Below are 22,965 nucleotides of genomic sequence, written 5' to 3'. Positions count from 1 at the left end.
CCCTAGGTGATGTCAGGGGTGAGGGTCAGGTCCCGGTCCCGGTCCCGGTCCCGGCCCCGGTCTGTCTCCGGGTTCAGGGCCGGGTCCGGGCCCGGGTTCAGGTTCGGTTCCGGGTTCGTCCGCGGCGTACGCCTGCGAGCAGCGCGTCGAGTTCGGCGAGCCGCAGCGGACGGGCGAGCACAGCGAAGGTGAGGACGACAACAGCCGCCCCGGCAGTTGCGGCGACCAGGGCTCCCGCCCGTACCGCACCCTGGGCCGCGAGGTAACCGAGCGCGGTGGCGGGGACGGCGGCGAGCAGCAGCCGCGCGTGCGCGCCGACGGCGGACGACCGCAGGGGGCGTACGACGGCGAGCCGACGGCTCAGCACCAGGCCGGTCAGCACCCAGCCCGCGCACAGCGCCAGGGAGTATCCCGCCGCCATGCCCGTCACGGCCCAGCGGGCCGGCAGCAGGTGGGCGGCGGCCACGGACAGCCCCGCGTTGAGGGCGACGATCACGAGGTTGAGCAGGAACGGCGTACGGGTGTCGGAGAGCGCGTAGAAGGCGCGGGACAGGACGTACTGGCCGGACAGGGCGACGAGTCCCGGTGCGAAGGCCATCAGGATGCCGGCCATGGCGGACGTGTCGTCGGCGCCCGTCCTGCCGTAGCCGAAGACCAGGGCCATCACCGGCTGGGCGAGGGCCAACAGCGCGCAGGCGGCCGGGACGACGCCGGAGGCGCAGACGCGCAGGGCATGGGAGACGTCTCGGCGTACGGAGTCGGTGTCCCCGTCGGCGGCGGCCGCGCTCATCCGGGGCATCAGCGCGGTCACCACGGAGACGGTGATGATGCCGTGCGGTACGACCCACAGGGCATAGGCGTTGTTGTACGCGCCGTATCCGGGGCCGCCGTCGAGGCCCGCGGTGGTGGCGAGGCGGGTGGTGACCAAGTACGCGGCCTGGTTGGCCAGGACAAGGAGCACCAGCCAGCCGGCCGCGCGCAGGGGGCGGGTCAGTCCGCTGCCGCGCCAGTCGAAGCGGGGCCGCCAGCGGAAGCGGGCGGCGCGCAGGGCGGGGAGGAGGGCGAGGGCCTGGACGGCGATACCGGCGGTCGTGCCCCAGCCGAGCACCGCGGTCTCGGTCGCGGTGAGCGTGTCCCCGCCGCCCATGGCCAGTGCCAGGTACAGCCCGAACACGGTCATGACGACGAGGTTGTTGAGGACCGGCGCCCACATCATCGCGCCGAACCGGCCCCGGGCGTTGAGTACTTGCCCGAGGAGCGTGAACAGTCCGAGGAAGAAGATCTGGGGCAGGCAGTAGCGGGCGAGGGCGGTGGTCATGGCCGCCTGCGGGCCGGTGTAGTCGGTGTACGCGTCCACGATCGCGGGCGCCACCCACACCGCGGTCGCGGTGATCGCCAGCAGGGCGATCACGCAGACGGTGACGAGCCGGTCGGTGTACGCGACGCCCCCGTCGTCGTGCTCCTTGGCGGCCTTGACCAGCTCGGGCACGAAGACGGCGTTCAGCGCGCCGCCGAGGAGCAGCATGTAGACGATGGTGGGCAGGGCGTTGCCGACCGCGTAGCCGTCGGCGACCGGCCCGATGGTGCCGAGGGCCGCCGCGACGACGGCGGAGCGGGCGAAGCCGGTGGCCCGGGAGACGATGGATCCGGCGGCCATGACGGCACTGCCACGGGCCGTGGAGGCAGTTTTTGTCGGTTCCGCCGTCGGTTCCGCCGTCGGTTCCGCGCTGCCCGTGCCAGCCGTGCCGGCTGGTGTCGTATGGGTCATCGGCGGTTCAGGTACGCCTGGAAGGCGCGGTGGAGCGCGTGGTTGGTGCTGCCACCCAATGCCCTCTCCCATTCCCCCAACGTCTCGACGACCTGCCCCCCGGTGCCGAGCTTCCACCGCAGCAGTCCGTACGTACGTTCCTCAGGATCGAGAGTGGAGGGTACCCCGCGCATGTCGTAGACCTCGGCGCCCAGGGCGTGGGCGTCCAGCAGCATCCGCCACTGCAGGGCGTTGGAGGGGCGGACCTCGCGGCGGTGGTCGGCCGAGGCGCCGGTCTGGTACCAGGCCCGGCGGCCCACCGTGATCATCGTGTGGGCGGCCAGGATCTCTCCCCGGTGACGGGCGAGGTACAGCTTCATCCGGCCCGGTTCCTCGGCGTTGAGCACCGCGTACTGACGCTCGTAGTAGGCGAGCGAGCGGCCGAGCCGGAAACCGTCGCGGCGCTCGGTGATGCCCAACAGCCGGTAGAACTCAGGGAGTTCCGCCGCACTGCCCACGACCACCTCCACGCCCTCCTTCTGCGCGCGGCGCACATTGCGTCGCCACTCCTGGTTGAGCCCGGACCAGAGGTCTTCCGTGGTGCGCCCTGCGAGCGGCACCTGGAAGACGTGCCGGGGCTGCGCGTCCCCGTCCCCTCCGGTCCCGCCCCCTCCCGTTCCGTCACCGCCGCAGCGGCGCCAGCCCCGGGCGCGCAGCCGTTCGGCGACGGCGGTGCCGAGCGGGTCGACCTCACTGGCGAGTACGTCGCCCAGGCGCCGGCCGGGACCGGCGAGCGGCTTGAGCAGGGCGGCGTCCCAGCGACGGTAGGCGGGCGACGGGCCGATGCGGACGGCGAAGGTCCCCACGCGGCGCAGGTGTTCGAGGAGCGGGCCGAGCCAGTCGTCGACGTCGGGGTCGGTCCAGTCGGCGACGGGCCCCTCGGGCAGGTAGGCGAAGTACTTGCGGGTGCCGGGGAACTGCCGCAGCAACACCAGGGCCACGCCGGTCAGTCGGCCCGCCTCGGGATCCGGCCCCCAGCCGAGCAGTTGGGCGCGCCAGCCCTCCTTGACGTCGGCCCAGGACGGGCACTGGAGGAATCCGGCACCGAGGGCGGCGCCGGCGGGGGACGCGAGGAAGGCGCGGTAGGTCTCCGCGGTGATGCTTCGCAGTGCCACGCCCCGGTTCCGTGGCTGGGGCACGCGGCTGGGCGGCACGAGCAGCGCTGACACAGTCTGAGCCTCTCCTTCTCCCCGGGCCTTTCGCGGGGCTCTTCGCGAGCCTTTTCGTGGGCCTTTTCGTGGGGTCGCAAAGGATGCTCACAGCGGTCCATGACCGATCCGTCCGGCGAATGTGACCGGACCATGACCGTTCCTCACCAGTCGCCGTCACATAGCTCCACAGCGGCTGACCTCGGGTTTTACGGCTCTACAGTCACGACATCGCCGATTCACCCACCTCGCTTTCGTCCTTCCCGGAGGTCCTGTTGCCCAGCACACGCGTACTCGCTCATGCCCGCGTCCGGGCCACCGTCGTGGCCGCCGCCACGGCCGCCCTGCTGGCGCCGCTCGCCGCCTGTTCGTCGAGCGGCTCCTCCGGTGCGGCGGGCACCGGGGCGGACGCCAAGCCGGGCGCCGACGACCGCCCTGTCACGGTCACCGTCACGCCCGAGGGAGAACGGGTCCCGGCGGGCGGGCCCGTGCGGGTCACGGCCGCGGGCGGCAGGCTCACCTCCGTGACGGTCACCGACGCCGAGGGCCACAAACTCGCCGGGAAGGCCGCCGCCGACGGCCGGTCATGGGTCTCCGACCGCAAGGCCGCACCCGGCGCGAGGTACACGGTGACGACGGCTACCCGAACCGAGGGCGGAACGGCGGGAAGCGCCGAGGCCGCCTTCACCACGGCTCCGGCGGACAAGGTCAACAAGGTCGACTGGCGACCGGGCGCCGCCTCCACCGTCGGCGTCGCCCAGCCGATCTCCCTGGTCTTCGACAACCCGGTCAAGAACAAGGCCGAGGTCGAGAAGCAGCTCAGGGTCACCACCTCGAACAGGACCGAGGGCTCCTGGGGCTGGCTGACCGACTGGTCGGGCCGGGACCGGGTGGACTGGCGGCCCAAGGAGTACTGGAAGCCCGGCACCAAGGTCACGCTGAACGCCGAGTTGAACGGCACCGACTCGGGCGCGGCCGGCGGCTGGTTCGTACGCGACTACACGACCGCCTTCACCATCGGCGCCCGGCAGATCGCCAAGGTCGACCTCGACCGCCACCGGCTCACCCTCGTGCGCGACGGCAGGACGGTCCGGCGCATACCCGTCTCCGGTGGCACGCCCGGCGGTGACAAGCGTTCCTGGCGCGGAACCGCCGTTCTCATGGCCAAGGAGGGCACGATCAACATGAACTCCGAGACGGTGGGTCTGGGCGACGCCTACGACAAGATGGTCGAGCACTCGATGCGGCTGACCTGGTCGGGCATGTACGCGCACGCCGCCCCGTGGAACGCCCGCTACTTCGGCAACTCCAACCAGAGTTCCGGATGCATAGGGATGAGCGACGCGAACGCGGCCTGGTTCTACGGGCAGGTGCGGCCCGGCGACCCGTTCGAGATCACCGGCAAGGACACCAAGGGCGTGGTCGCGCCCGGGAACGGCTTCGGCGCGTGGAACCTCTCGTGGAGCGAGTGGCAGCGGAAGAGCGCGCTGCGCTGAGGGGCGGTTGGTCCGGGCGCCTGCGGCAGCTTCCGCCGGACGGGACACGGGGGCCGGAACTCCTCCGACCGGCCCCCGACCGCCCGGGGTTACTTCTTGACGTCCTTCACCGAGGTCGGCCCCAGCTGTTTGGCGCTGGCGTACTCCGGCATCGTCATGGGCTTGTCGAACAGGAAGAACGACTGGTTCGTGCCGACCGTGAACTCCATGTACGCGCCCGTCGTGGCGTCGAAGCCGTAGTACGCGTTGCAGGTGGACCCCGTCGTGTACGTACCGTCCATGCCGGGCTGCGCGAGAACCGCGACGCCGCTGTCGGAGTGCTCCACCTTCTCCGTCGGAGTGAGCATCTTGCAGCGCGGCACCGGCAGGCCCTTCATGATGAAGTACCCGTACTCGCCCTTGGCGTTCTGGATGTAGACGTACGAGAGCTTGCCCCGCTTGCCCCACGTCTTGACCCACTGGTTGATCGCTTCGCGGGTCGGCGAGTACTCCATGCGGCCCGCCGGCTGCTGGGCCACCAGGTGGTCGTAGCCCTTCTGCTTGGCCTTGTTCTCCTTGTCCTGGCTGGAGTCGGTGCAGGACGTCAGGGCGAGGCCCACGACGAGCGCGACGACGGGGGCCAGGGCCGTGCGTACGAACTTCTTCATGCGGTGCTGCCCTCTTCCCTTGGACGAGACGGGGATCAGTTGGTGCATGTCGTGCGCTCGGCCTCGACATTCAGCCGGTACGGCAGGTCCTTGTCGCGGAAGGGCGCGCGGTGTTCCTGGGCGGCCTTCGAGTTGTAGTCGTTGACCGACTCGATCCGCGTGGCCTTCAGCGCGGTGATCGACTGGTCGATCTGCGCCGTGCGGGTCTCCGAAGCGGCCTTCCGCTCCTCCTTGAGCACCTGGATCGTTCCTTCGGCGTTCTGCGCGGCCTCGCACAGATCGAAGAACTCCTCGTACGTGGTCTGCCGGAACTCGCCCGAGCCGACCGTGTTGTTGCGCTTGTCCGCCTCACCCCGGAACGGGGCGGTGATCCACCCCGCGCCGCCGAAGGCGAACGCCCCGATCACGTACACCACCGCGAGGCCGACGACCCCTGCGACGGCCCAAGCCCCTAACCGTGCCCCTTCACGTGCCTCCCACATGGCCAGCCCCCTTCACAGGCGGCTCCGCGGCGTGGAACCACCTCCCTCGGAGGAGGACACGGGCACCCGCTGAAACGGTTCCGCCGGCGGGGCCGGGCCGGACAGGCGCAGCGGCTCAACATCGGGCGCCGGCAGCTCGGTTGTCCGGGAACCACTCCGGGATTGTCCTTGATCGGTAACGGGCGCATCCGATGCCCGCGGCCCGCCGTCCTCCCTGGTGGTCGCGCGTCGACGTCGACCAGGGAACCGGCGAGGAACTGCGTGGAAGCGGGGCGGACATGGCACGGCACGGCGGCGGGCGAGGGTGGTACGGCAAGGTGCTCGGCGCGGCGCTCGGGGTGGCGTTGGCCGCCGGGGGTGCCTCGGCGTGGTCCGCGCAGGCCGGAGCCGCGGGCGCCTCGTCGCCGAAGGGGTCCGCGTCGGCCGAGCCGGCCAGTGACGTGAAGCCGGTCGCGGTGACCATCGCGCACGCCTCGGACAAGGGGCCGCGTGGCGTCAACATCACCATCGACGACGGCCCCGACCCCGTGTGGACCCCTCAAATGCTCGACGTGCTGCGGGAGTACGGGGTGAAGGCCACGTTCTGCATGGTGGGGACGCAGGCGCAGGCCCACCTGGACCTCGTGAAGAAGGTGGTCGCGGCCGGACACCGGCTGTGCGACCACTCGGTGTCGCACGACACCACCATGGACAAGAACTCCCAGGCCTACCAGTCCAAGCAGATCCTCGACGCCGAACGCATGATCACCGAGGCGTCCGGTGGCGTACGCCCGATGTACTACCGGGCGCCCGGCGGGGCCTTCACCCCGTACAGCCGCACCCTCGCCGCCTCCCGCGGCATGCGCCCGCTGGGCTGGAACGTCGACAGCAAGGACTTCGAGCGGCCGGGCACGGACGCCATCGTCGCCACCGTCGAGCGGGAGGTGCCGAACGGGCCGACACTCCTCTTCCACGACGCCGGCGGCGACCGCTCCCAGACCGTCGAGGCCCTGCGCCGACTCCTCCCCCAACTCAAGCAGCAGGGCTACTCCTTCGGCTTCCCGGTGCGCTGACGGCAACGCCCGTCCCGCCTCCGTCGACGTCGACCACGGTTCCGTGCACGAAGGCCGCTTCGTCGCCGGCCGACCAGCCAGACCGCGACGTGCGCGATGGCGTCGGGTGTCGGGTGTACCGACGCCGCCTTCCGGGGCCAGGGGCAGGATCACGCCCGCGTGAGCGTCTCCATCGCGCCTGGTACGACCCTGACGGAGGCCGCGCCCGGCGCCGCGCGCATCCAACTCGGGCAGGCACCGGCGGGGATCGTCCCGGGTGCCGCCCTCCACCCGGCCGAGTGCGGACTCCGCGAGCACTGCTCCGTCGGACTGCCGATCGCGTCGCGGTGTTCGCCCCGGCGGCCATGCAGGCGTGCGGCGGCCGTGTGCACGTCACCGACCGGACCGTCGGCGGGCGGGTGTTCGCGGCGGTCGCGGACAGCTCGGTGGAGATCGACCTGACGGGCGTCCGGGCCTGCCACCTCGTCCGCTCCACGGCGGCACACGGTCCGACCTCGGCGCTCGAACTCGACGACGAGGACGGGCGCTGTGTCGCGGTCATCACGCAGTTCGGGATGGTCGGGGAGGACGTGCACGCGGCGTGGGAACATCTGGCGGCGTCGCTGCCCGACGCCTAGCGGGTGCCACGGGTCCGGTATCGCGGCATCCCACCCTCCCGACCCCCGGCATCTCAACACCTCAACTTCACTTCGTAGCGCGTGAGTTCGGTGCGGCGACATGGGTACTGTGAAACACGCGGAACGATCGGCTGCTACACCGGACAGCGGACGAGGTGCTGCGGAGCTTGCCAGGCGGTTTGCTCAGGGCGGTCCCTCGGGGTGAGGGGAGCCTTCGGTGCTTCAAGGTGCACGGGGCGGCACGTTGCGTACGGGTGCGGTCGATGTCGCCCGGATCGGTGGGCTGTGGCGGGTCACGCGGCCCTGGCATCCGGGGTTGCGGCCGTTCCTGCGCAGCTATGTCGGCTACTGGGAAGCGATGACCTCGCCGTACGAGGCGCGGTTGGTGCCGACCGGTCGTGCGACCCTGTTGATCAGCCTCGCGGAGCCGTTTTCGCAGGTCCGGCGGTTGGGCGTACCGGGCGGGGACAGCGGGAGCATCGGGTCGCTGGTGGTGGGGCTCGAGGACCGGCCCGCCATCTGCGTGCATCCCGGCGGCCAGGAGGCGATCCGGGTCGAGTTCACACCGCTGGGCGCCTACCGGCTGTTCGGCATGCCGATGAGCGAGTTGACGAACCTGGCCATCGAGATCCGGGACGTTCTGGGGCCCGAGGCCCGGGTCCTGGTGGAGCGACTGGCGTCCACTCCGGACTGGGCGGCGAGGTTCGACCTGCTGGACGCGGCGTTGCTGGACAGGCTCGGGGAGGGCCCGGAGCCCTCGCCCGAGGTCGGCCATGCGTGGCAGCTCCTGTCCGGCAGCGCGGGGGCGATCCCCATCTCCCGGATCGCCGCGGAAGTGGGTTGGAGCCAGGGGTACTTGGTCCGGCGGTTCACCCAGCAGATCGGGCTGGCACCGAAGGCGTCCGCCCGGGTGCTGCGCTTCCGTCGGGCCGTCGCGATGCTCAACCGCGGGGCCGCGAGCCTCACCGAGATCTCGACGGCCTGCGGCTTCTACGACCAGGCACACCTCAACCGCGAGTTCCGCGCCATCGCCGGCACCACCCCCGGACAGATGGTCGCCGCCCGCCGGGTGGAAGGAGCCCTCGCTCTCTCCAAGAGGTCAAATTCGTCCAAGACCCGCCCGATCACCGGCAGATAGCGTCCCGCTCGTACAACCGAGGGCCGGTCGGACGGCACGGGGGACTGTCCGACCGGCTGGACAGTGGCGTGCGGTTCACACTGCCAGGTGTCACAGACCTCGGTCGCGGTTCCAACGGCTCACGTGTGCCGCGTAGAAGACGTTTCCGATACCCACAGTGAACATGAACAGCCAGAAGTGAGCCCACAGCGACTGACGCCTACGCCTCAGGCCCACCCCGCCGATGACTGCCGAGGCAGACGCCGTGGCGGAATTGGTGTTGTTGATGATGATCGTCGGGGGAGGTCCGTACTGCTGGGCAGGCGGCTGATCCGGCGCTGTCGTCATACTGCGTCGACTCCCTGGTTCGCTGAGTGTGCAGGAGAGACGCACCGTAGAGCCGCCTGAGTGATCACCGAGGCCGAACCGGCTCCACGTCACCCGGTCGGGGAGCACCCGTGCGGCCGGTCCAGCCGAGCCGTGCCTACTTCGTGCTACAGCTGGCGGGGATCCTGTCCAAGGATGACCGGGTCTTCGGCTCGCAACCGAAACGCCGCATGCACGCCCAGGCTCTTGCGTGCCGCGATGTAGTACTCGTCGCGCTTCTCCTGAAACTGCCTGAACGCCTGCGTCCAGTCTTGCGCCGTGCCGGAGCGCATGTCACGAACGAACTGCTCCAGGACCCACGCATGACGTTGCAGTGCCCTTGCTGCCGAGATGGTCTCGGCGTCTCCCATGAGGAGGACTGCTTCGAAGGCGTACCCACGCTCCAGTTCGGCATCGGCCAAGCGCTCCAGACCGACGTCCTGGGCGAGCGGTTGGGGCAGGTCGAAGAGCCCTTTACCCGCTGCCAGGCGGCCGGCCACCGACGTGAACCTCTTGATGGCGTCTGCGTATCGGAGGTATGCCTCCAAGCGGCGTTCGTCCCACCTTGTCGAGAGTTGGCGACGCCACCGCGACCTCTCCATCAACGCTCCACCGATGTAGGAAGCAGCTGCGCCGACGAGCACACCCATCAAGGTGAACAGCTCTCCTGACATGTCCCCCGCCGCTCAGATAGACGCCGGGGAGACAGTACTGACCAACTGCCGCCTCGGACAGATCGGTCTGCGCCCTCCGTCGCTCCCTCAAGGAGGATGAGAGGGGTGGGGATCCGCGGCCTGCGACATAGTCCCGAGGTGGCTCCCGGGGACCTTTGTGCCCACCCCTCTTGACCGCGGACCTCGAAGGTTCTCTGACCGGTCTCTCTCCACCGGGGAAACTGGCAACCGGCACTGACAACGGCCCCGTGTCGACACTCCGCCGCAGGTCAGTGGGCCCCTGGGGTTCGTTTTCGTCCGCCCCAGGGAGGCGTCGCCGCTCCCGCACACCCCTTCGGTGGCGAGGCTCGTCGTAGGGGAGGACGCTGGGTGTAGGGGTTCGTGATGGAGAGGCGGCCCCATGGGTGAGACCGGTACAGATCACAAGGCGCATACGCCGTTCTTCTCGCGGCCCGGGGTGCGGCGGCTCGTGCCGTTCGTGCTGATCAGTGCGATCGCTCTGGTCTTCATCTTCGAGAACCGTGGGGACGTCGAGATCCGCCTGCTCATCCCGGAGGTGACCATGCCGCTCTGGGGTGCCCTCCTGATCGCCTGGGGCCTCGGGATGCTTGCCTGCGCCTTCACTCTGCGTCGACGGACGAACCGGCATTCACGACGGACGCGGTAGGCACCGCCTCCTCCAGGACGGTGTGGGTGCCGTCGCCGCCGAGCGATCGGCCGATCAGACCCCCGTGAGCTCCCGGGAGACGCTCATGAGGCCCTGCGTGGTCGTGGCGTCCAGGTCGATCGGTGTGCGCTGCTCGAAGCGGCCCGGCTTCGGCCAGTACGTCGCCGCCGGCCAGTCCTCCCGCAGGGCGGCCTCGACGACGTTGTGGGCGCTTCTCTCGACGGGGTCGAAGAAGAGCGGGCCGATGACCTTGGCCGCGGCGCGCATGTACCAGGGGGTCGTGCGCAGGATGTCGGTCCGGGCGGCGCCCGCGTTCACCACCGCGGCGAGGAGTTCCGGCTCGGTGCGGGCGAGGTGGGCCGCGTAGTGGTGGTTGGCGAGTTGGACCGGCTCCCTCATACGCCGGAAGTCGAACGGTTCGAAGCGCGGAAAGCGGGCGAAGTCGGCGTGCGTGGACGGCGGAACGCTCGCCGTCATCATGACGACGCGGGGGCGTTCGCCGTGGCGCAGGGCGGGCAGCAGGAGTTGCGTGAGGTGGTACCGGCTCAGGTAGTTGACCGCGAAGAACGGGTGGAGGCCGTCCGCCGTACGTATCTCCTTCATCGTGAGCACACCGGCCGCGTGCAGGACGGCGTCGAAGTGGTCGTGGCGGTCGAGGACCCGCCGGGCGGCGTCCCGGACACCGTCGGCCGTCGACAGGTCGACGGAGAGGAAAGACGCCCCGGAGGAGCCGAGCGACGCGATCGCCCGCTCGCCCTTGTGCGGGTCACGGCCGAGGAGGACGACACGGTGGCCGCGGGCGACGAACTCGCGCGCCGCCTGGAGACCGATTCCGCTGTTGCCGCCGGTGACGAGGATGGTGTTCATGCCGGAAACCCTAGGAGCCTTCGTCACTCTGCGTGAGTACGTACTTTGAAGTACGGTACTGGGATGGCCGCGAGTACCGGACAACTGTGCCCCCAGCGCCTGACCATGGAGCACGTCACCAGCCGCTGGGGCGTCCTCGTACTGATCCGGCTCCAGGAGCGTCCGCACCGCTTCGCCGAACTGCGACGGGCGATCGACGCCACCGAATCCGTCGGCCCGGTGACCGAGAAGATGCTGGCGCAGACCCTGCAGAGTCTGGAGCGGGACGGGATGGTGAACCGCGACGCCAAGCCGGTCGTCCCGCCCCACGTCGAGTACTCCCTGACCGAACTGGGTCACGAGGCGGCCGTACAGATCCGCGCCCTCGCGCTGTGGACCAACGACCGGATGGACCAGGTTGAGAAGGCACGGGAGACCTACGACGCGTCGAAGGGCCGTGCCTGAGCAGGCCTCGGCAGGCGCGCCGAAAGCCGTGCTGGAAGGCCAAGAACACAGCGACGAGTTGTACCACCTGGCCACCGACCCTCGACTCTCCTCACCGCGGACATTCGGCATCGCGCTGAAGGACTCCGGAGTGCGCGGCAGAGGCGTACGGAGTGGCTCAGCCGTGCAGTGAGCGGTACGCGGCGACCGCCCCGGGGTGCAGGGCGATGCCGCCCGTGCCGATCAGGCTGCCGACGTCGAGGAACTGGGTGCCGACGGCGTTGTCGGGGACGAGGGCGGTCGCGCGGAGGACCAGCAGGCGGGTCAGCGCGTCGGCGACGGCCCGGGGGAGATCGGGGCGGCACACCAGCAGGTTGGACACGCCGACGGTGGCGACTCCACCCGCCGTCCGGTACGCGCTCTGCGGCAGGGTCACTTCCTCCAGGCCCGACCCCGCCAGGCCGTCACGGCCGCCGAGCCTCGGCAGCAGGCCGGCCAGCGGCAGGAACCGCAGGCCGGGACTGTCGTCGAGCTCGGTCAGGACGGGCAGGGGCACGCCTCCCGCGACGAGCAGGGCGTCGACCGAGCCCGCCCTCATCGCGTCGGCCGCGTCGGCCAGCGGGAGATGGCGTACGGGGACATCGGTGCCGGGGGAAAGGCCCGCGGCGTGCAGGATCCGTTCGCCGAGTTCGGCCGCGCCCGATCCGGTCGCGCCGAGCGAGACGGTGTGTCCGGCCAGGTCGGACACCGCGCGCACCGGCGAGTCCGCGCGGACGACGAACTGCAGGTAGGTCTCGTACACCCTGCCGATCGCGCACAGGGGCACCGGGTGCGGGAAGAGGGCGGTGCCCTGGGCCGCCTGAGCGGTGTCGGTGAGGACGAGTGCGAGGTCGGCGCGGCGGTCGCGGAGCAGTTCGATGTTGGTGACACTGCCCGCGGTGGTACGGACGCGGCAGCTCAGGCGGGGGTACGCCGTCTCGAGTTCCGTCGCGACGAGGCGGCCGAAAGCCTCGTAGAACGCCGTGGGCTCACCGGTCGCGAAGCGCAGGACACCGCTCGGTCCGGGGCGCTGCCGTGAGGTGTCGGCCGTGAGCGCGCCGCCGAGAACGGCGACCGCCGCCGTGCCCAGGGCGGCGTGGAGAAGGGTGCGGCGGTCGACGGGGCCGTTCACCGCACACCGCCGTCGCCATGGCCAGCCCCACCGTGGCCATCGCCAGCCCCGCCGTCGCCATCGACGTCCCCGCCGTCGTCATCGCGACCGCCGTCGGCTCCGCCGGCTCCGTCCACTCCGCCCGTTCCGTCGGTCACGGCACGCGGCACCAGCGCCCTGGCCCTGAGCCCTCGCGGGTGCGCCGGCCCCAGCTCCAGTCGGCCTTCCCGCCCCGCCAGCAGCTGTTCGGCGATGGCCAGGCCCAGCCCCGTACCCGTCGTCCCGTCCTGTCGTTGCCGGCCCGAGCGCCAGAATCTCGTGGTGGCCAGGGCGAGTTCCTCCGTGCCGAGGCCCGGTCCGTCGTCGGTCACCGTGAGGACGGAGAAGGGGCCCTCGGTGGTGCAGCGGAGCGAGATCTCGGCGCCCGGGCCCGCGTACTTGATGGCGTTGTCCAGGAGGATGTCCGTGATCTGGGCGAGTTCGCGGTCCGTGCAGGCGGCCGGGACCGGGGCCTCAGCGGCCCGAAAGCTCAGCCGGGCTCCGGCGCGGCGGGCGACCGGCTCCCACAGGCCGTACTGGGCGGCCGCCACCGCCGCCGCGTCGCAGCGGGCGCCCGAACCGTCGGTCACCGTCAGTTCCCCGGCCCGGTGTTCCGCGGTGGCGAGGGCCAGCAGGTCGTCGAGGAGGCTCTCCAGCCGGTCGAGCTCGGTGGTGACACCGGAGTACGTACGGCCGGCGGACGCGGGCAGGTGGGTGTGCAGGGCGTCGACTCGGAGCCTGAGGGCCGCCATGGGGTTGCGCATCTGGTGGGACGTGTCGGCGACGAGCCTGCGCTGCAACGGGCTGACGACCCACCCCGTCGCGGCCCGGGCGAGGACCGTGCACGCGACCGCGACCAGAGCCGCTCCGGCGAGGACGGCGGCCCAGCGCCGGGTGATGTCGTCCGCCGCGGTCTGCACCGAGGCCCGCAGCACGACGGCCCCGGAGACCCGGGTCCCGGTGCCCGCGGGCTCGGCGAACATCCGGTGCCCCCGTGACCAGGGCCGCAGCGCGCCCCCGGGATGCGCGGTCTGGTTGCGCAGCGCCGCGTCGAGCAGCCGGGCGACGGCGGGATCGGCCGCCCGCATGCCGCCGGTCTGGACGACGGGGTTGCGGCGCGTGTCGGTGACGACGAGTGATTCGCCGTAGAGCTGTGTGTAGCGTCGCACCTCCGCGGTGACGGCCGAGGTGTCGCCGGTCGCCGCGGCCTGGTCCATGAGGGACGCGAAGCGGTCCAGGTCGGCGCTGCGGGCGAGGACCAGCTGCTGGGTGCGGTCGGACGCGGTGAACAGCAGCAGCGGTACGGCGAACGCGGCCACCGCGATCACGACGAAGAGCAGCAGTGCGGCCTGGACCCGGGTGCGCATGCGCCGGCTCCTCAGGCCCCGGAATCGCGGAGGTTCCCGGGGTCCCCGAAGCCGAGGTCCCCGAAGCGGTAGCCGAAGCCCCGGATCGTGGTGAGCAGCTCGGGGCGGCACAGCTTGGCGCGCAGCTGGGTGAGGTGGACGTCCAGGGAGCGGGACACGGCGTGCCGGGCGTCGCCCCACACCTCGTCCAGGAGCTGCTCGCGGCTGACCGCCTTGCCCGCGCGCCCGGCCAGCACCGCGAGGATGTCGAACTCCTTGGTGGTCAGCTCGACCTCCGTCCCGCCGACCCTGACCCGGCGTGCGTCGAGGTCCACCGAGACGTCACCGGCACGGACCGTCCGGACGGCGGAAGCGCCCGTTCGTACGGCGGAAATGCCCTTCGCCGCGTTCCGCCGGGTGACGGCGTCGATCCGCGCGAGCAGCTCGGCGAGACGTACCGGCTTGACGAGATAGTCGTCGGCCCCGAGCCGCAGGCCGCGCACGACAGAGCGCTCGTCGCCGCGGGCGGTCAGCACCACCACCGACATGTCGCTCACCGCCCGCAGGGCTCGCAGCACGTCCAGACCGTCGGTGTCGGGCAGGCCCAGGTCGAGAAGCAGCAGGTCGGAGCTGCGGTGGTAGGTCAGTACATCCCTGCCGTACCGGACCCGTCTGGTGACGTGACCGTGGTCGTACAGGACCTCCACGAGCGCCGCGGCCACGCCGTCGTCGTCCTCGGCCAGCAGTATCTGCATCCTGCACGCACCTCCTTCCGGCCACTTCCGGCCACTCCCGTCCGCCGAATGTAGACCACACCGAGCACGCGCCCGCCGGAGTGTTAAGGGGAGGTTAGTTCTGCGTCCGGGCCTCTCGTCGGCCCGTGCGGGGCGGCGCCAGGCTGCACGGCACCCAGCAGCCCGCTGAGAAGGACGCCGCAAATGATCATCGACTGTCACGGTCACTACACGACCGCCCCGCCTGCCCTGGAGGGGTGGCGCAACCGGCAGATCGCCTCACTCACCGACCCGTCGGCCGCCCCCGCACGTACGGACCTGCGCATCGGCGACGACGAGCTGCGCGAGACCATCGAGCCGAACCAGTTGCGGCTGATGGACGAGCGCGGCATCGACCTGACGGTCTTCTCGCCCCGCGCCTCGTTCATGGCCCACCACATCGGGGGCTTCGGGACCTCCGCCGCCTGGGCGGCCATCTGCAACGAACTCTGCTTCCGCGTCAGCCGGTTGTACCCCGAGCGCTTCGTGCCCGCCGCGATGCTTCCGCAGTCGCCGGGCGTCGACCCCGCCACCTGCGTCCCCGAACTCACCCGCTGTGTCGAGGAGTTCGGCGCCGTGGCCGTGAACCTCAACCCCGATCCCTCGGGAGGCCACTGGACCGCGCCGCCGCTGACGGACCGCTCGTGGTACCCCCTCTACGAGAAGATGGTGGAGTACGACATCCCGGCGATGGTCCACGTCAGCACGAGCGTCAACCCCGCCTTCCACACCACCGGCGCGCACTATCTCAACGCCGACACCACGGCGTTCATGCAGCTGGTCCAGGGCGACCTGTTCGCCGACTTCCCGACCCTGCGCCTCGTCATCCCGCACGGCGGCGGTGCCGTCCCCTACCACTGGGGCCGCTTCCGGGGCCTGGCGATGGCGCTCGGCAAGCCTCCGCTGGAGGAACACGTCCTGGGGAACGTCTACTTCGACACCTGCGTGTACCACCAGCCCGGCTCGGACCTGCTGTACGACGTGATCCCGGCCCGGAACATCCTCTTCGCCTCGGAGATGATCGGCGCGGTCCGTGACATCGATCCGTGCACCGGCCACCACTTCGACGACACGCGCCGGTACGCGGAGGCGGCGAACCTCCCCGCGGACGACCTGGCGGCGGTCCAGGAGCACAACGCCCGCGCGGTGTATCCCCGCCTGGACGCCCTGCTGAAGCGCCAGGGCCGGTGAGACACATGAGCGCTCCCTCCTCCGGGACCTCCGAAACCCCCCGGGCCCCCCTCTCCCCCAAGACCCCCGGGTGGCTGGACTGGTACGAGAATCCGTCCAGGCCAACCCTCCGACTCCCGCCCGGGACCGTGGACGTGCACTGCCATGTCTTCGGCCCGCAGGCCGAGTTCCCCTTCGCGCCGGAACGGAAGTACACGCCCTGCGACGGCGGCAAGGATCAACTGTTCGCGCTCCGGGACCACTTGGGCGTCGCCCGGAACGTCATCGTGCAGGCCACCTGCCACGGCGCGGACAACTCCGCGATGGTCGACGCCGTCCGGGCGGCCGACGGCAGGGCGCGTGGCATCGCGACCGTCCGTCCGGACATCGGCGAGCGTGAGCTGCTCGCACTCGACGCGGCCGGTGTGCGCGGAGTGCGCTTCAACTTCGTACGGCGGCTGGTCGACACCTCACCCGCGGACGACCTGCACACGATCGCGAAGAAGGTCGCCCCGCTGGGATGGCATGTCGTCCTCTACTTCGAGAGCGCCGATCTGCCCGAACTGGAGGGGTTCTTCGGGTCGTTGCCCGTTCCTCTGGTGGTGGACCACATGGGACGCCCGGACGTGACCCAGCCGGTGGACGGGCCACAGTTCACCCGGTTCCTGCGCTTCGTGGACGCCAACGACGTGTGGGTGAAGGTGAGTTGTCCCGAGCGCCTCAGCGTGACCGGACCCGCCGCGCTGGACGGCGAACGGCACGCCTACACCGACGTCGTCCCCTTCGCCCGCCGTGCGGTGGAGGAGTTCCCCGACCGGGTGCTGTGGGGGACCGACTGGCCCCACCCCAACCTCACCGACCACATGCCGGACGACGGCCTCCTCGTCGACCACCTGCCGCAGGTGGCGGTCACCGACGAGCAGCGGCACAAGCTCCTGGTCGCCAACCCGATGGGCCTGTACTGGCCCGGCGAGGACTTCTGACATGCAGCACTCCAACGCGCACTCCAACGCACTGAACCGGCTGGACCGCCTTCCGGTCTCCCGGTTCCACAAGGTCACCCTCCTCGCCATCGCCTTCGCCTACTTCTTCGAGTTCGCGGACATCAACAGCTTCGCCACCACCGCGCCGAAACTGATCAAGCTGTGGGGCCTGACGGTCGACCAGGTCGCCTATGTCACCTCCCTCTCGTTCGTCGGCATGTTCATCGGGGCGATCGTCGCCGGGTCCATCTCCGACCGGTGGGGCCGCAAGCGGGCCCTGCTGTGGACGACGATGTTCTTCGGCGTCTTCTCGTTCGCGGCGGCGTTCTCCTGGGACCTCGTGTCCCTCGGTGTGTTCCGTGTCCTGACCTCGGCCGGCCTGTCTGCGATGACCGTCGTGGGAGTCGTCTACATCAACGAGATGTATCCGTCGGCGATCCGCGGCAAGTACCAGGCGTACGCGATCGTCATCGGCATCTGCGGCACGCCCGTCACCAACCTCATCGCCAGCGCGGTCGTGCCGCTCACCGACTGGTCGTGGCGGCTGGTCTACATCTGGGGCTCCCTGGGCATCCTGCTCGTCCTGTTCACCCGGCACCTCAAGGAGTCACCCCGCTGGCTGGAGAGCAGGGGCGAGCACGCCGAGGCGGACGCTGTCCTGAGGGAGATCGAGGCGAGCGTCGTCGCGGAGAAGGGCCCTCTTCCCGAGCCCGCGCCCCCGGTCGACGAAACGCCGTCGACGAAGGCGCCACTCCGCCTGCTCCTGCAGAAGAAGTACCTGTACCCGACGCTGCTGCTCACGGTGTTGTGGATGACACAGACCATCGGCTTCTTCGGCTACTCCAGCTGGGCGCCCACCCTGCTGGCCAAGGAGGGCTTCAGCGTCGAGAAGTCCGTCTTCTACGTGGCCCTGACCACGGTCGGCGCACCGCTCGGCTGCTATCTGGCGTCGCTGGTCACCGACCGGTTCGAGCGCAAGTGGTGCCTGGTCGCCTTCGGCACGGTGATCGCGGCCTGCGGTCTGCTGTACGGGCTCACGTTCAACCCGGTCCTCATCATCGTGTTCGGCTTCCTGGTGAACCTCTTCGAGCGCGGCTACACGGCCCTCGCGTACGCCTACTCACCCGAGCTCTTCGACACCCGGGGCCGCTCGCTGGGGACGAGCGTCTCCTACGGCTTCGGCCGGCTGTCGAACGCCGCCGGTCCGCTGATCGTCGCGGCGCTCTACAACGGCCACGGCTACCAGAGCGTCTTCTACTTCATCGCCGGCACCTGGCTGGTGGGCGCGATCGTACTGGCCGTCTTCGGCCCGCTGACCCGCTCGGCACGCCTCGCGGAGGCGGAGCGGCAACGTGCGGGCGTCCCGGCCTGAGCCCCGGCGGCTCAGGCGAGTTTCCGGCAGTACAGCGCGTCCGGGGTCCGGGCCGAGCCGACGCGGCCGGTGTACGCGATCCCGGCCGCGTACTCGTCGGTCGCGCACTGGCCCTTGTAGTGGCCGCTCGCGAAGTCGCCGCCCTTGGGGGCCGAACCCCTGTTGTCGCCCCGGTCGAACCAGACCGTACGGCCGGCCGTGCCGAGCCTCCCCGCGGGGGCCGCCGCACACAGGGCGGCCGAGACGGCGGAGCCTCGGACGCTGTAGCCGGTGAGGAACTGGCCGGCGGGGCACTGGAGTTTGGTGTATCCGGAGGCCCAGTCCGGGGTGACGTGCCGTTCGTCCCTGACCACCTCGTGTCCGCCCGCCGGGGCCCACAGCGCGCCGGCGGTCACGTCGGAGCACAGGCCCCGGTTGCCCGTGTGGCCGAGGCCGAGGAGGCGCTGTCCGTCGGGGCAGACCGCCTTGCGGGCGCCTGAGTCCCAGTCGGGGAGCGCGCGCATCCGGCGGGAGGCGACGAAGTCGCCGTGGTCGGGGCTGAGCATCGACCACTCCGTCACGGGGGCGACCTGGCCCGTACGGCCGGAAGCCCGGACGAGTCGGTTCCAGGCCGCGGCCCGCCAGTCGTCGCCGTCGTTCACGCCCATGCGGTGGCCCGCCGAGTCCCAGTGCAGCAGGGCCCAGCCGTTGCCCCGGCGGTTCTCGTGCCACCCGACGAGCGGCCAGTACGCGAAGTCGGCGTCGGTGCGGATCAGTTGGTCGACGAAGTTCTCGAACCAGGCACGCGGCTTGGCGCCCGTCTCCTCACGGCCGCCGACGCCGAACTCGCTGATCCAGACGGGGGCCGTGAAGTGCTGGTCCTGTTCCTCGGTGACGAAGAACGCCTGGCGGTTCAGTACGGCGATCAGTTCGGCGGGGCTGAAGTCGCGGTAGCGGGGGTCGGTCGTCTCGCCCGTCCCCGTGGCGCCGCTGTGGTTCGGGCCGGTGTAGTCGTAGAAGTGGGCGGAGTACACGAGCTTGCCGGAGTCGACGAGGGTGTGCGAGAGACGGCGTACGGGCTCCAGGGTGGGGCGTTCGTGTGCGAAGCCGTCGATGGGGATGCCGGTCCAGTTGATGCCCTCGACGATGATGAGGAGGTCCTGGTTGGCCTCCGTCAGGATGCGGTCGCCCACGCGCTGGGAGGCGGCGAACCAGTCGTGGTCGTCGCCGAGGCCCCAGTTGGGGTCGTCCCAGATGTTGCGGCGGACCTCGTTGTAGAGATCGGCGCCGACGACACGCTTGTTGTCCTTGTAGCGGCGGGCCATGAAGAGCCAGTCGCTCTCCCAGTCCGCGGCCGACCGGCTCGCGTTCCAGCGTTCGTTGCCGTCGACTCCGCAGCACCAACGGGTCGTGTTGGTGTGGTTGTTGAGGATCACGGCGAGGCCCGCGGCGGTGAGTTCGCGTACCACCGCGTCGTAGACCTGGAGCGGGGTCAGGCCGCGCAGGGACGGGTTCGCGGCGACCGCGTCGTCCTTGACGGGCACGCCGTCGTGGACCATCTCGTTGGAGAACGGCAGCCGGACGCTGTTGATCCCGATCTCCTGGAAACCGGCGATGATCTCGGCCATGGGGGCCCGGTCCAGGCCGAGCGGTGTCCGGCCGGAGTTCTCCCCCGCGTGGTGGTTGGCGTCCTCGTCCACGCTTCCCGAACCGTTCCAAGTGCCGCTGGCGCCGTGCCAGTTGCCGGACCTCAGCTTGAAGCGGTCGCCGTCCGCGTCGACGATCCAGCGGCCCCGCGTGCTGAGCGGCGCCGACCAGTCCGCGGCGGCCTTGACGGCCGTGGCGGTCGTCGCGGCCTCGGAGTCGGCCGCGCTCCCGGGCGCGGAATCCCGTGGCGCCGCGGCCGCCGGAACGGGCGTCAGGGGTGCCAGCAGGAGTACGGCGGTCAGAGCCGCCCCGACGAAGGATCCGCGCACGGTCACCATCCCGAATCCCGAGGACGACACTGTCTTTGCCATGACTGCCTTTGTCATGCCAGCGTCATCATGGGGGATGGGGCCGTATTGGTCCAGGCCTACGGGTGTGGATGTCGGGCCTCGTGGGTCACGGATCCGGCTCCACGCTCTGTTCCGCCCAGATCGTCTTGCCCGTGGAGGTGGGGCGGGTGCCCCAGCGCCGGGTCAGCTGGGCGACCAGGAGGAGACCGCGGCCGCCCTCGTCGTACGTACGGGCGCGGCGCATGTGGGGTGCCGTGCTGCTGGCGTCCGAGACCTCGCAGATGAGGGTCCGGTCGTGGATGAGGCGCAGCTGGATGGGGGGTGTGGCGTGCCGGATGGCGTTGGTGACCAGTTCGCTGACGACCAGTTCGGTGACGAAGGCGGCGTCGGACAGACCCCAGTCCGCCAGTCGGCGCAGGGCGTTCTTGCGGACCTCGGAGACGGCGGACGGTTCCGGGGTCACGTCCCAGGCCGCGACCCGGTCGGCGTCGAGCGCCCGGGTGCGGGCGACGAGCAGGGCCACGTCGTCGGTGGGCCGCCGGGGGAGCACGTCCGCCAGGACGGAGTCGCACAGCGCGTCGAGGGAGGCCGCGGGAGCCGCGAGGGCGCGGCGCAGCCGTGCGGTGCCCTCGTCGAGGTCGGTGTCGCGGGACTCGATCAGGCCGTCGGTGTAGAGGGCGAGCAGGCTTCCCTCCGGCAGTTCGGTGTCGAGGGACTCGAAGGGCAGGCCGCCCAGGCCCAGCGGAGGCCCCGCGGGCAGGTCGAGCAGCTCCACCGTGCCGTCCGGGCTCACCACGGCCGGCGGGGGATGCCCGGCCCTGGCGAGGGTGCACCGGCGGGAGACGGGGTCGTACACGGCGTACAGACAGGTCGCTCCGACGCCTGGGCTCTCCCCCACGGCGGCGGACGGCTCCACGCCCTCCGCCTCGGTGGCCAGGCGGCCGACCAGGTCGTCGAGGTGGGTGAGCAGTTCGTCGGGAGGCAGATCGATGTCCGCGAGCGTGCGTACGGCGGTACGCAGTCTGCCCATGGTCGCCGAGGCGTGGATGCCGTGGCCCACGACGTCGCCCACGACCAGCGCCACCCTGGTGCCGGACAGCGGGATCACGTCGAACCAGTCCCCGCCCACACCGGCCCGGGCACCGGCCGGGAGGTAGCGGGAGGCGACCTCCACCGCGGCCTGCTCGGGCAGGCCCTGCGGCAGCAGACTGCGCTGCAGGGTGACGGCCGTGCTCCGTTCGCGGGTGTAGCGCAGCGCGTTGTCGATGCAGACCGCCGCCCGGGCCGCCAGTTCCTCGGCCAGGACCAGGTCGTCCTGTTTGAACGGGTCGGGGTTCCGGTGCCGGGCGAAGGCGACGACGCCCAGGGTGGTGCCGCGCGCCGACAGGGGCACGGTTATCGCCGAGTGGAAGCCGAACTCGCGGATCCGGGCGGACCTGAGCGGGTCATCGGCCACCCAGTCGACGATCGCCGCCTCGTCCACCTGGTGCAGCACGGCACGTCCCGTCCGCAGACTCTCCGCCGGCGGGGAGCCCTCGGGGTACGTGTCCACCTCGCCCAGGGCGACGACCGCCTCCGGGACGCCCGGATGCACGGACTCGTGGGCGATGCGCCGCAGCGCGAGGGAGTCGCCCGCCCCCAGCGGTCCCGGGGGCTGTTCGGGCTGGTCGTCGAGGGACGCCAGGAGGTCGACGCTGACGAAGTCGGCGAGGTCCGGCACGGCCACGCCCGCCAGCTCCTGCGCGGTCCGTGTCACGTCGAGCGTGCTGCCGATCCGGGTGCCGGCCTCCGCGATCAGCTGGAGACGCTTTCTGGCCCAGTACTGCTCCGTCATGTCGTGCCCGGTGGACGCCACGCCCAGGACGCGGCCGTCCGGGTCGGCCAGCCGGTAGAGGTGGACCGACCACGCGTGTTCGCGGCCCTCGCCCGGGGCGAGCGCGTGGTTCTCCAGATACTGCGTCTCGCCGGTCTCCAGGACCCGCCGCATCGCCCGCTCGACCTTCTCCGCCACCGGATCGTCGAGCACGTCCGTCAGCCTCAGCCCGCGCAGGTCGTCGTCGCTCATGCCCAGCACGCCCCGCCCCGACTGCGTGGACCGGCGAAAACGCAGGTCCGTGTCGTAGACCGAGGTCGAGCAGCACGGGGAGTCGAGGAAGCCCCGCCGCACGAGCGCGTCGTCGTCGGCCCGGGCGTGTGCGGCCCCGTCGACGGCGGAGACGAGGAGCCAGCCGCGCGCCGAGGCGTCCGGCACCCCCTCCCGCACTCCTGCCTGCGCCCCGTCCGGCGTCCTGTGGTGGGCGAGGACCCTGGCCTCCACGTGGTGCCCGTCAAGGTGTCGCAGGACCAGCTTGCCGTGCCATCTCGGCAGCTCCGAGAAGGGCGGGAGGCCGCCCGCCGCGGGCACCTCGGCGAGCAGCGAGGCCGCCGGCCGGCCCAGAATCTGCGCCGGCGAGTACCCGAGCAGCCGTTCGGCGCCGGCGTTCCATCCGGTCACCACCCCGTGTTCGTCGACGGTGGCGCGTGCCGTGAGTGCACCGCCCGCGCCGTCGCGGCCCGGACTCGATTCCTGGTCGTCGACGGCACGCCGCTCCATGACCACTCATCTCGCTCTCGTTGCGCTCTCCACCTCGCGTGACTCCCGGCACGTGGGCACGCTCCGCCTCCGTGCCCGAGACCCCACACCTCTGGGCCTGCCCTGTATTTTCACATTTCATCTTATTTACGCCAGTCGACGTACACCTCATGAACAGCCTCGCCCGGGGCGGTGGTGACACCACCCCGGGCGAGGCCGGG

The 22,965-nt window shown here is 71.0% G+C and carries 21 protein-coding genes; 9 read left to right on the top strand and 12 right to left on the bottom strand.

Features of this window, described 5'->3' with window-relative positions; translation table 11 throughout:
- Positions 1 to 97: 97 nt before the first annotated feature.
- Both murJ and JEQ17_RS24625 read right to left on the bottom strand, forming a co-directional pair.
- Positions 98 to 1,768, bottom strand: a complete 1,671-nt coding sequence (murJ, locus tag JEQ17_RS24630) for a murein biosynthesis integral membrane protein MurJ (protein ID WP_267924797.1) — start codon at positions 1,766 to 1,768, stop codon at positions 98 to 100.
- A complete protein-coding gene (locus JEQ17_RS24625) occupies positions 1,765 to 2,976 on the bottom strand; it encodes a lipid II:glycine glycyltransferase FemX (RefSeq protein WP_200397236.1) in 1,212 nt (403 codons plus the stop codon). Before JEQ17_RS24625 ends, murJ begins: the two co-directional genes overlap by 4 nt.
- A gap of 254 nt (positions 2,977 to 3,230) precedes the next feature.
- Between JEQ17_RS24625 and JEQ17_RS24620 the strand changes: the two genes are divergently transcribed.
- Positions 3,231 to 4,451: a L,D-transpeptidase gene (locus JEQ17_RS24620; RefSeq protein WP_200397235.1), complete on the top strand. Its 1,221-nt coding sequence runs from the start codon at positions 3,231 to 3,233 to the stop codon at positions 4,449 to 4,451.
- A gap of 89 nt (positions 4,452 to 4,540) precedes the next feature.
- On the opposite strand, the gene JEQ17_RS24615 is transcribed toward JEQ17_RS24620, so the two are convergent.
- The gene (locus tag JEQ17_RS24615) at positions 4,541 to 5,098 is read right to left on the bottom strand and encodes a hypothetical protein (protein ID WP_200397234.1); all 558 of its coding nucleotides are present in this window, start codon (positions 5,096 to 5,098) and stop codon (positions 4,541 to 4,543) included.
- A 35-nt stretch (positions 5,099 to 5,133) separates the two neighbouring features.
- Positions 5,134 to 5,580 (bottom strand): hypothetical protein, encoded by a 447-nt coding sequence (locus JEQ17_RS24610; protein ID WP_200397233.1) that lies wholly within the window; start codon positions 5,578 to 5,580, stop codon positions 5,134 to 5,136.
- A gap of 278 nt (positions 5,581 to 5,858) precedes the next feature.
- Here JEQ17_RS24610 and JEQ17_RS24605 point away from each other — a divergent pair, with 278 nt between their 5' ends.
- The 3 genes from JEQ17_RS24605 (at position 5,859) to JEQ17_RS24595 (ending at position 8,387) form a co-directional block, all read left to right on the top strand.
- On the top strand, positions 5,859 to 6,632 hold the full coding sequence (locus JEQ17_RS24605; RefSeq protein ID WP_200401695.1) for a polysaccharide deacetylase family protein: 774 nt from the start codon (positions 5,859 to 5,861) through the stop codon (positions 6,630 to 6,632).
- Between the two features lie 278 nt (positions 6,633 to 6,910).
- Positions 6,911 to 7,249 carry a hypothetical protein gene (locus tag JEQ17_RS24600; RefSeq protein WP_200397232.1) on the top strand — a complete coding sequence of 113 codons (339 nt, stop codon included), beginning with the start codon at positions 6,911 to 6,913 and terminating at the stop codon, positions 7,247 to 7,249.
- A 217-nt stretch (positions 7,250 to 7,466) separates the two neighbouring features.
- A complete protein-coding gene (locus JEQ17_RS24595) occupies positions 7,467 to 8,387 on the top strand; it encodes a helix-turn-helix domain-containing protein (RefSeq protein WP_200397231.1) in 921 nt (306 codons plus the stop codon).
- Positions 8,388 to 8,477: 90 nt separating this feature from the next.
- On the opposite strand, the gene JEQ17_RS24590 is transcribed toward JEQ17_RS24595, so the two are convergent.
- Both JEQ17_RS24590 and JEQ17_RS24585 read right to left on the bottom strand, forming a co-directional pair.
- Entirely contained in the window at positions 8,478 to 8,714 is a 237-nt protein-coding gene (locus JEQ17_RS24590) for a hypothetical protein (protein WP_200397230.1), read from the bottom strand.
- 146 nt (positions 8,715 to 8,860) lie between these two features.
- Positions 8,861 to 9,232 carry a hypothetical protein gene (locus JEQ17_RS24585; RefSeq protein WP_200397229.1) on the bottom strand — a complete coding sequence of 124 codons (372 nt, stop codon included), beginning with the start codon at positions 9,230 to 9,232 and terminating at the stop codon, positions 8,861 to 8,863.
- 574 nt (positions 9,233 to 9,806) lie between these two features.
- On the opposite strand from JEQ17_RS24585, the gene JEQ17_RS24580 reads away from it, so the two are divergent.
- Positions 9,807 to 10,073, top strand: coding sequence for a hypothetical protein (locus JEQ17_RS24580; RefSeq protein ID WP_200397228.1), 267 nt, complete (start codon positions 9,807 to 9,809; stop codon positions 10,071 to 10,073).
- A gap of 54 nt (positions 10,074 to 10,127) precedes the next feature.
- Here the strand turns inward: JEQ17_RS24580 and JEQ17_RS24575 are convergent, their stop codons facing one another.
- On the bottom strand, positions 10,128 to 10,940 hold the full coding sequence (locus JEQ17_RS24575) for an SDR family NAD(P)-dependent oxidoreductase (protein WP_200397227.1): 813 nt from the start codon (positions 10,938 to 10,940) through the stop codon (positions 10,128 to 10,130).
- Between the two features lie 63 nt (positions 10,941 to 11,003).
- Between JEQ17_RS24575 and JEQ17_RS24570 the strand changes: the two genes are divergently transcribed.
- Entirely contained in the window at positions 11,004 to 11,384 is a 381-nt protein-coding gene (locus JEQ17_RS24570; RefSeq protein WP_200397226.1) for a winged helix-turn-helix transcriptional regulator, read from the top strand.
- Between the two features lie 157 nt (positions 11,385 to 11,541).
- Here JEQ17_RS24570 and JEQ17_RS24565 read toward each other — a convergent pair whose 3' ends face one another.
- The 3 genes from JEQ17_RS24565 to JEQ17_RS24555 are packed head-to-tail and all read right to left on the bottom strand — an operon-like array spanning position 11,542 to position 14,653.
- A complete protein-coding gene (locus JEQ17_RS24565; RefSeq protein WP_200397225.1) occupies positions 11,542 to 12,534 on the bottom strand; it encodes a TAXI family TRAP transporter solute-binding subunit in 993 nt (330 codons plus the stop codon).
- The gene (locus JEQ17_RS24560; RefSeq protein WP_234048349.1) at positions 12,531 to 13,919 is read right to left on the bottom strand and encodes a sensor histidine kinase; all 1,389 of its coding nucleotides are present in this window, start codon (positions 13,917 to 13,919) and stop codon (positions 12,531 to 12,533) included. Before JEQ17_RS24560 ends, JEQ17_RS24565 begins: the two co-directional genes overlap by 4 nt.
- 11 nt (positions 13,920 to 13,930) lie before the next feature.
- Positions 13,931 to 14,653 carry a response regulator transcription factor gene (locus JEQ17_RS24555; protein WP_200397224.1) on the bottom strand — a complete coding sequence of 241 codons (723 nt, stop codon included), beginning with the start codon at positions 14,651 to 14,653 and terminating at the stop codon, positions 13,931 to 13,933.
- A 183-nt stretch (positions 14,654 to 14,836) separates the two neighbouring features.
- Between JEQ17_RS24555 and JEQ17_RS24550 the strand changes: the two genes are divergently transcribed.
- From JEQ17_RS24550 to JEQ17_RS24540, 3 genes are read left to right on the top strand one after another with little or no spacing between them, the layout of a single operon-like run.
- Positions 14,837 to 15,862, top strand: coding sequence for an amidohydrolase family protein (locus JEQ17_RS24550; protein ID WP_200397223.1), 1,026 nt, complete (start codon positions 14,837 to 14,839; stop codon positions 15,860 to 15,862).
- Between the two features lie 5 nt (positions 15,863 to 15,867).
- On the top strand, positions 15,868 to 16,824 hold the full coding sequence (locus tag JEQ17_RS24545; protein WP_234048348.1) for an amidohydrolase family protein: 957 nt from the start codon (positions 15,868 to 15,870) through the stop codon (positions 16,822 to 16,824).
- Position 16,825: 1 nt separating this feature from the next.
- Positions 16,826 to 18,196 (top strand): MFS transporter, encoded by a 1,371-nt coding sequence (locus JEQ17_RS24540; protein WP_200397222.1) that lies wholly within the window; start codon positions 16,826 to 16,828, stop codon positions 18,194 to 18,196.
- 11 nt (positions 18,197 to 18,207) lie between these two features.
- On the opposite strand, the gene JEQ17_RS24535 is transcribed toward JEQ17_RS24540, so the two are convergent.
- The gene (locus JEQ17_RS24535; protein ID WP_200401693.1) at positions 18,208 to 20,160 is read right to left on the bottom strand and encodes a glycoside hydrolase family 5 protein; all 1,953 of its coding nucleotides are present in this window, start codon (positions 20,158 to 20,160) and stop codon (positions 18,208 to 18,210) included.
- A 118-nt stretch (positions 20,161 to 20,278) separates the two neighbouring features.
- Complete coding sequence (locus JEQ17_RS24530; protein WP_200397221.1) at positions 20,279 to 22,765, bottom strand: SpoIIE family protein phosphatase; 2,487 nt, start codon at positions 22,763 to 22,765, stop codon at positions 20,279 to 20,281.
- Positions 22,766 to 22,965 lie beyond the last annotated feature (200 nt).

This window comes from Streptomyces liliifuscus (assembly GCF_016598615.1).
Taxonomy (GTDB): Bacteria; Actinomycetota; Actinomycetes; order Streptomycetales; family Streptomycetaceae; genus Streptomyces; species Streptomyces liliifuscus.
The sequence above is the reverse complement of the archived record's forward strand: the minus strand, read 5'-3'. Positions and strand labels throughout refer to the sequence as shown.

Bases quoted from the DNA above. Each gene is read 5' to 3' on its own strand.
- murJ (WP_267924797.1), bottom strand. From the start codon at position 1,768: ATGACCCATACGACACCAGCCGGCACGGCTGGCACGGGCAGCGCGGAA.
- JEQ17_RS24615 (WP_200397234.1), bottom strand. From the start codon at position 5,098: ATGAAGAAGTTCGTACGCACGGCCCTGGCCCCCGTCGTCGCGCTCGTC.
- JEQ17_RS24610 (WP_200397233.1), bottom strand. From the start codon at position 5,580: ATGTGGGAGGCACGTGAAGGGGCACGGTTAGGGGCTTGGGCCGTCGCA.
- JEQ17_RS24605 (WP_200401695.1), top strand. From the start codon at position 5,859: ATGGCACGGCACGGCGGCGGGCGAGGGTGGTACGGCAAGGTGCTCGGC.
- JEQ17_RS24590 (WP_200397230.1), bottom strand. From the start codon at position 8,714: ATGACGACAGCGCCGGATCAGCCGCCTGCCCAGCAGTACGGACCTCCC.
- JEQ17_RS24580 (WP_200397228.1), top strand. From the start codon at position 9,807: ATGGGTGAGACCGGTACAGATCACAAGGCGCATACGCCGTTCTTCTCG.
- JEQ17_RS24575 (WP_200397227.1), bottom strand. From the start codon at position 10,940: ATGAACACCATCCTCGTCACCGGCGGCAACAGCGGAATCGGTCTCCAG.
- JEQ17_RS24570 (WP_200397226.1), top strand. From the start codon at position 11,004: ATGGCCGCGAGTACCGGACAACTGTGCCCCCAGCGCCTGACCATGGAG.
- JEQ17_RS24560 (WP_234048349.1), bottom strand. From the start codon at position 13,919: ATGCGCACCCGGGTCCAGGCCGCACTGCTGCTCTTCGTCGTGATCGCG.
- JEQ17_RS24555 (WP_200397224.1), bottom strand. From the start codon at position 14,653: ATGCAGATACTGCTGGCCGAGGACGACGACGGCGTGGCCGCGGCGCTC.
- JEQ17_RS24550 (WP_200397223.1), top strand. From the start codon at position 14,837: ATGATCATCGACTGTCACGGTCACTACACGACCGCCCCGCCTGCCCTG.
- JEQ17_RS24545 (WP_234048348.1), top strand. From the start codon at position 15,868: ATGAGCGCTCCCTCCTCCGGGACCTCCGAAACCCCCCGGGCCCCCCTC.
- JEQ17_RS24540 (WP_200397222.1), top strand. From the start codon at position 16,826: ATGCAGCACTCCAACGCGCACTCCAACGCACTGAACCGGCTGGACCGC.
- JEQ17_RS24535 (WP_200401693.1), bottom strand. From the start codon at position 20,160: ATGGTGACCGTGCGCGGATCCTTCGTCGGGGCGGCTCTGACCGCCGTA.
- JEQ17_RS24530 (WP_200397221.1), bottom strand. From the start codon at position 22,765: ATGGAGCGGCGTGCCGTCGACGACCAGGAATCGAGTCCGGGCCGCGAC.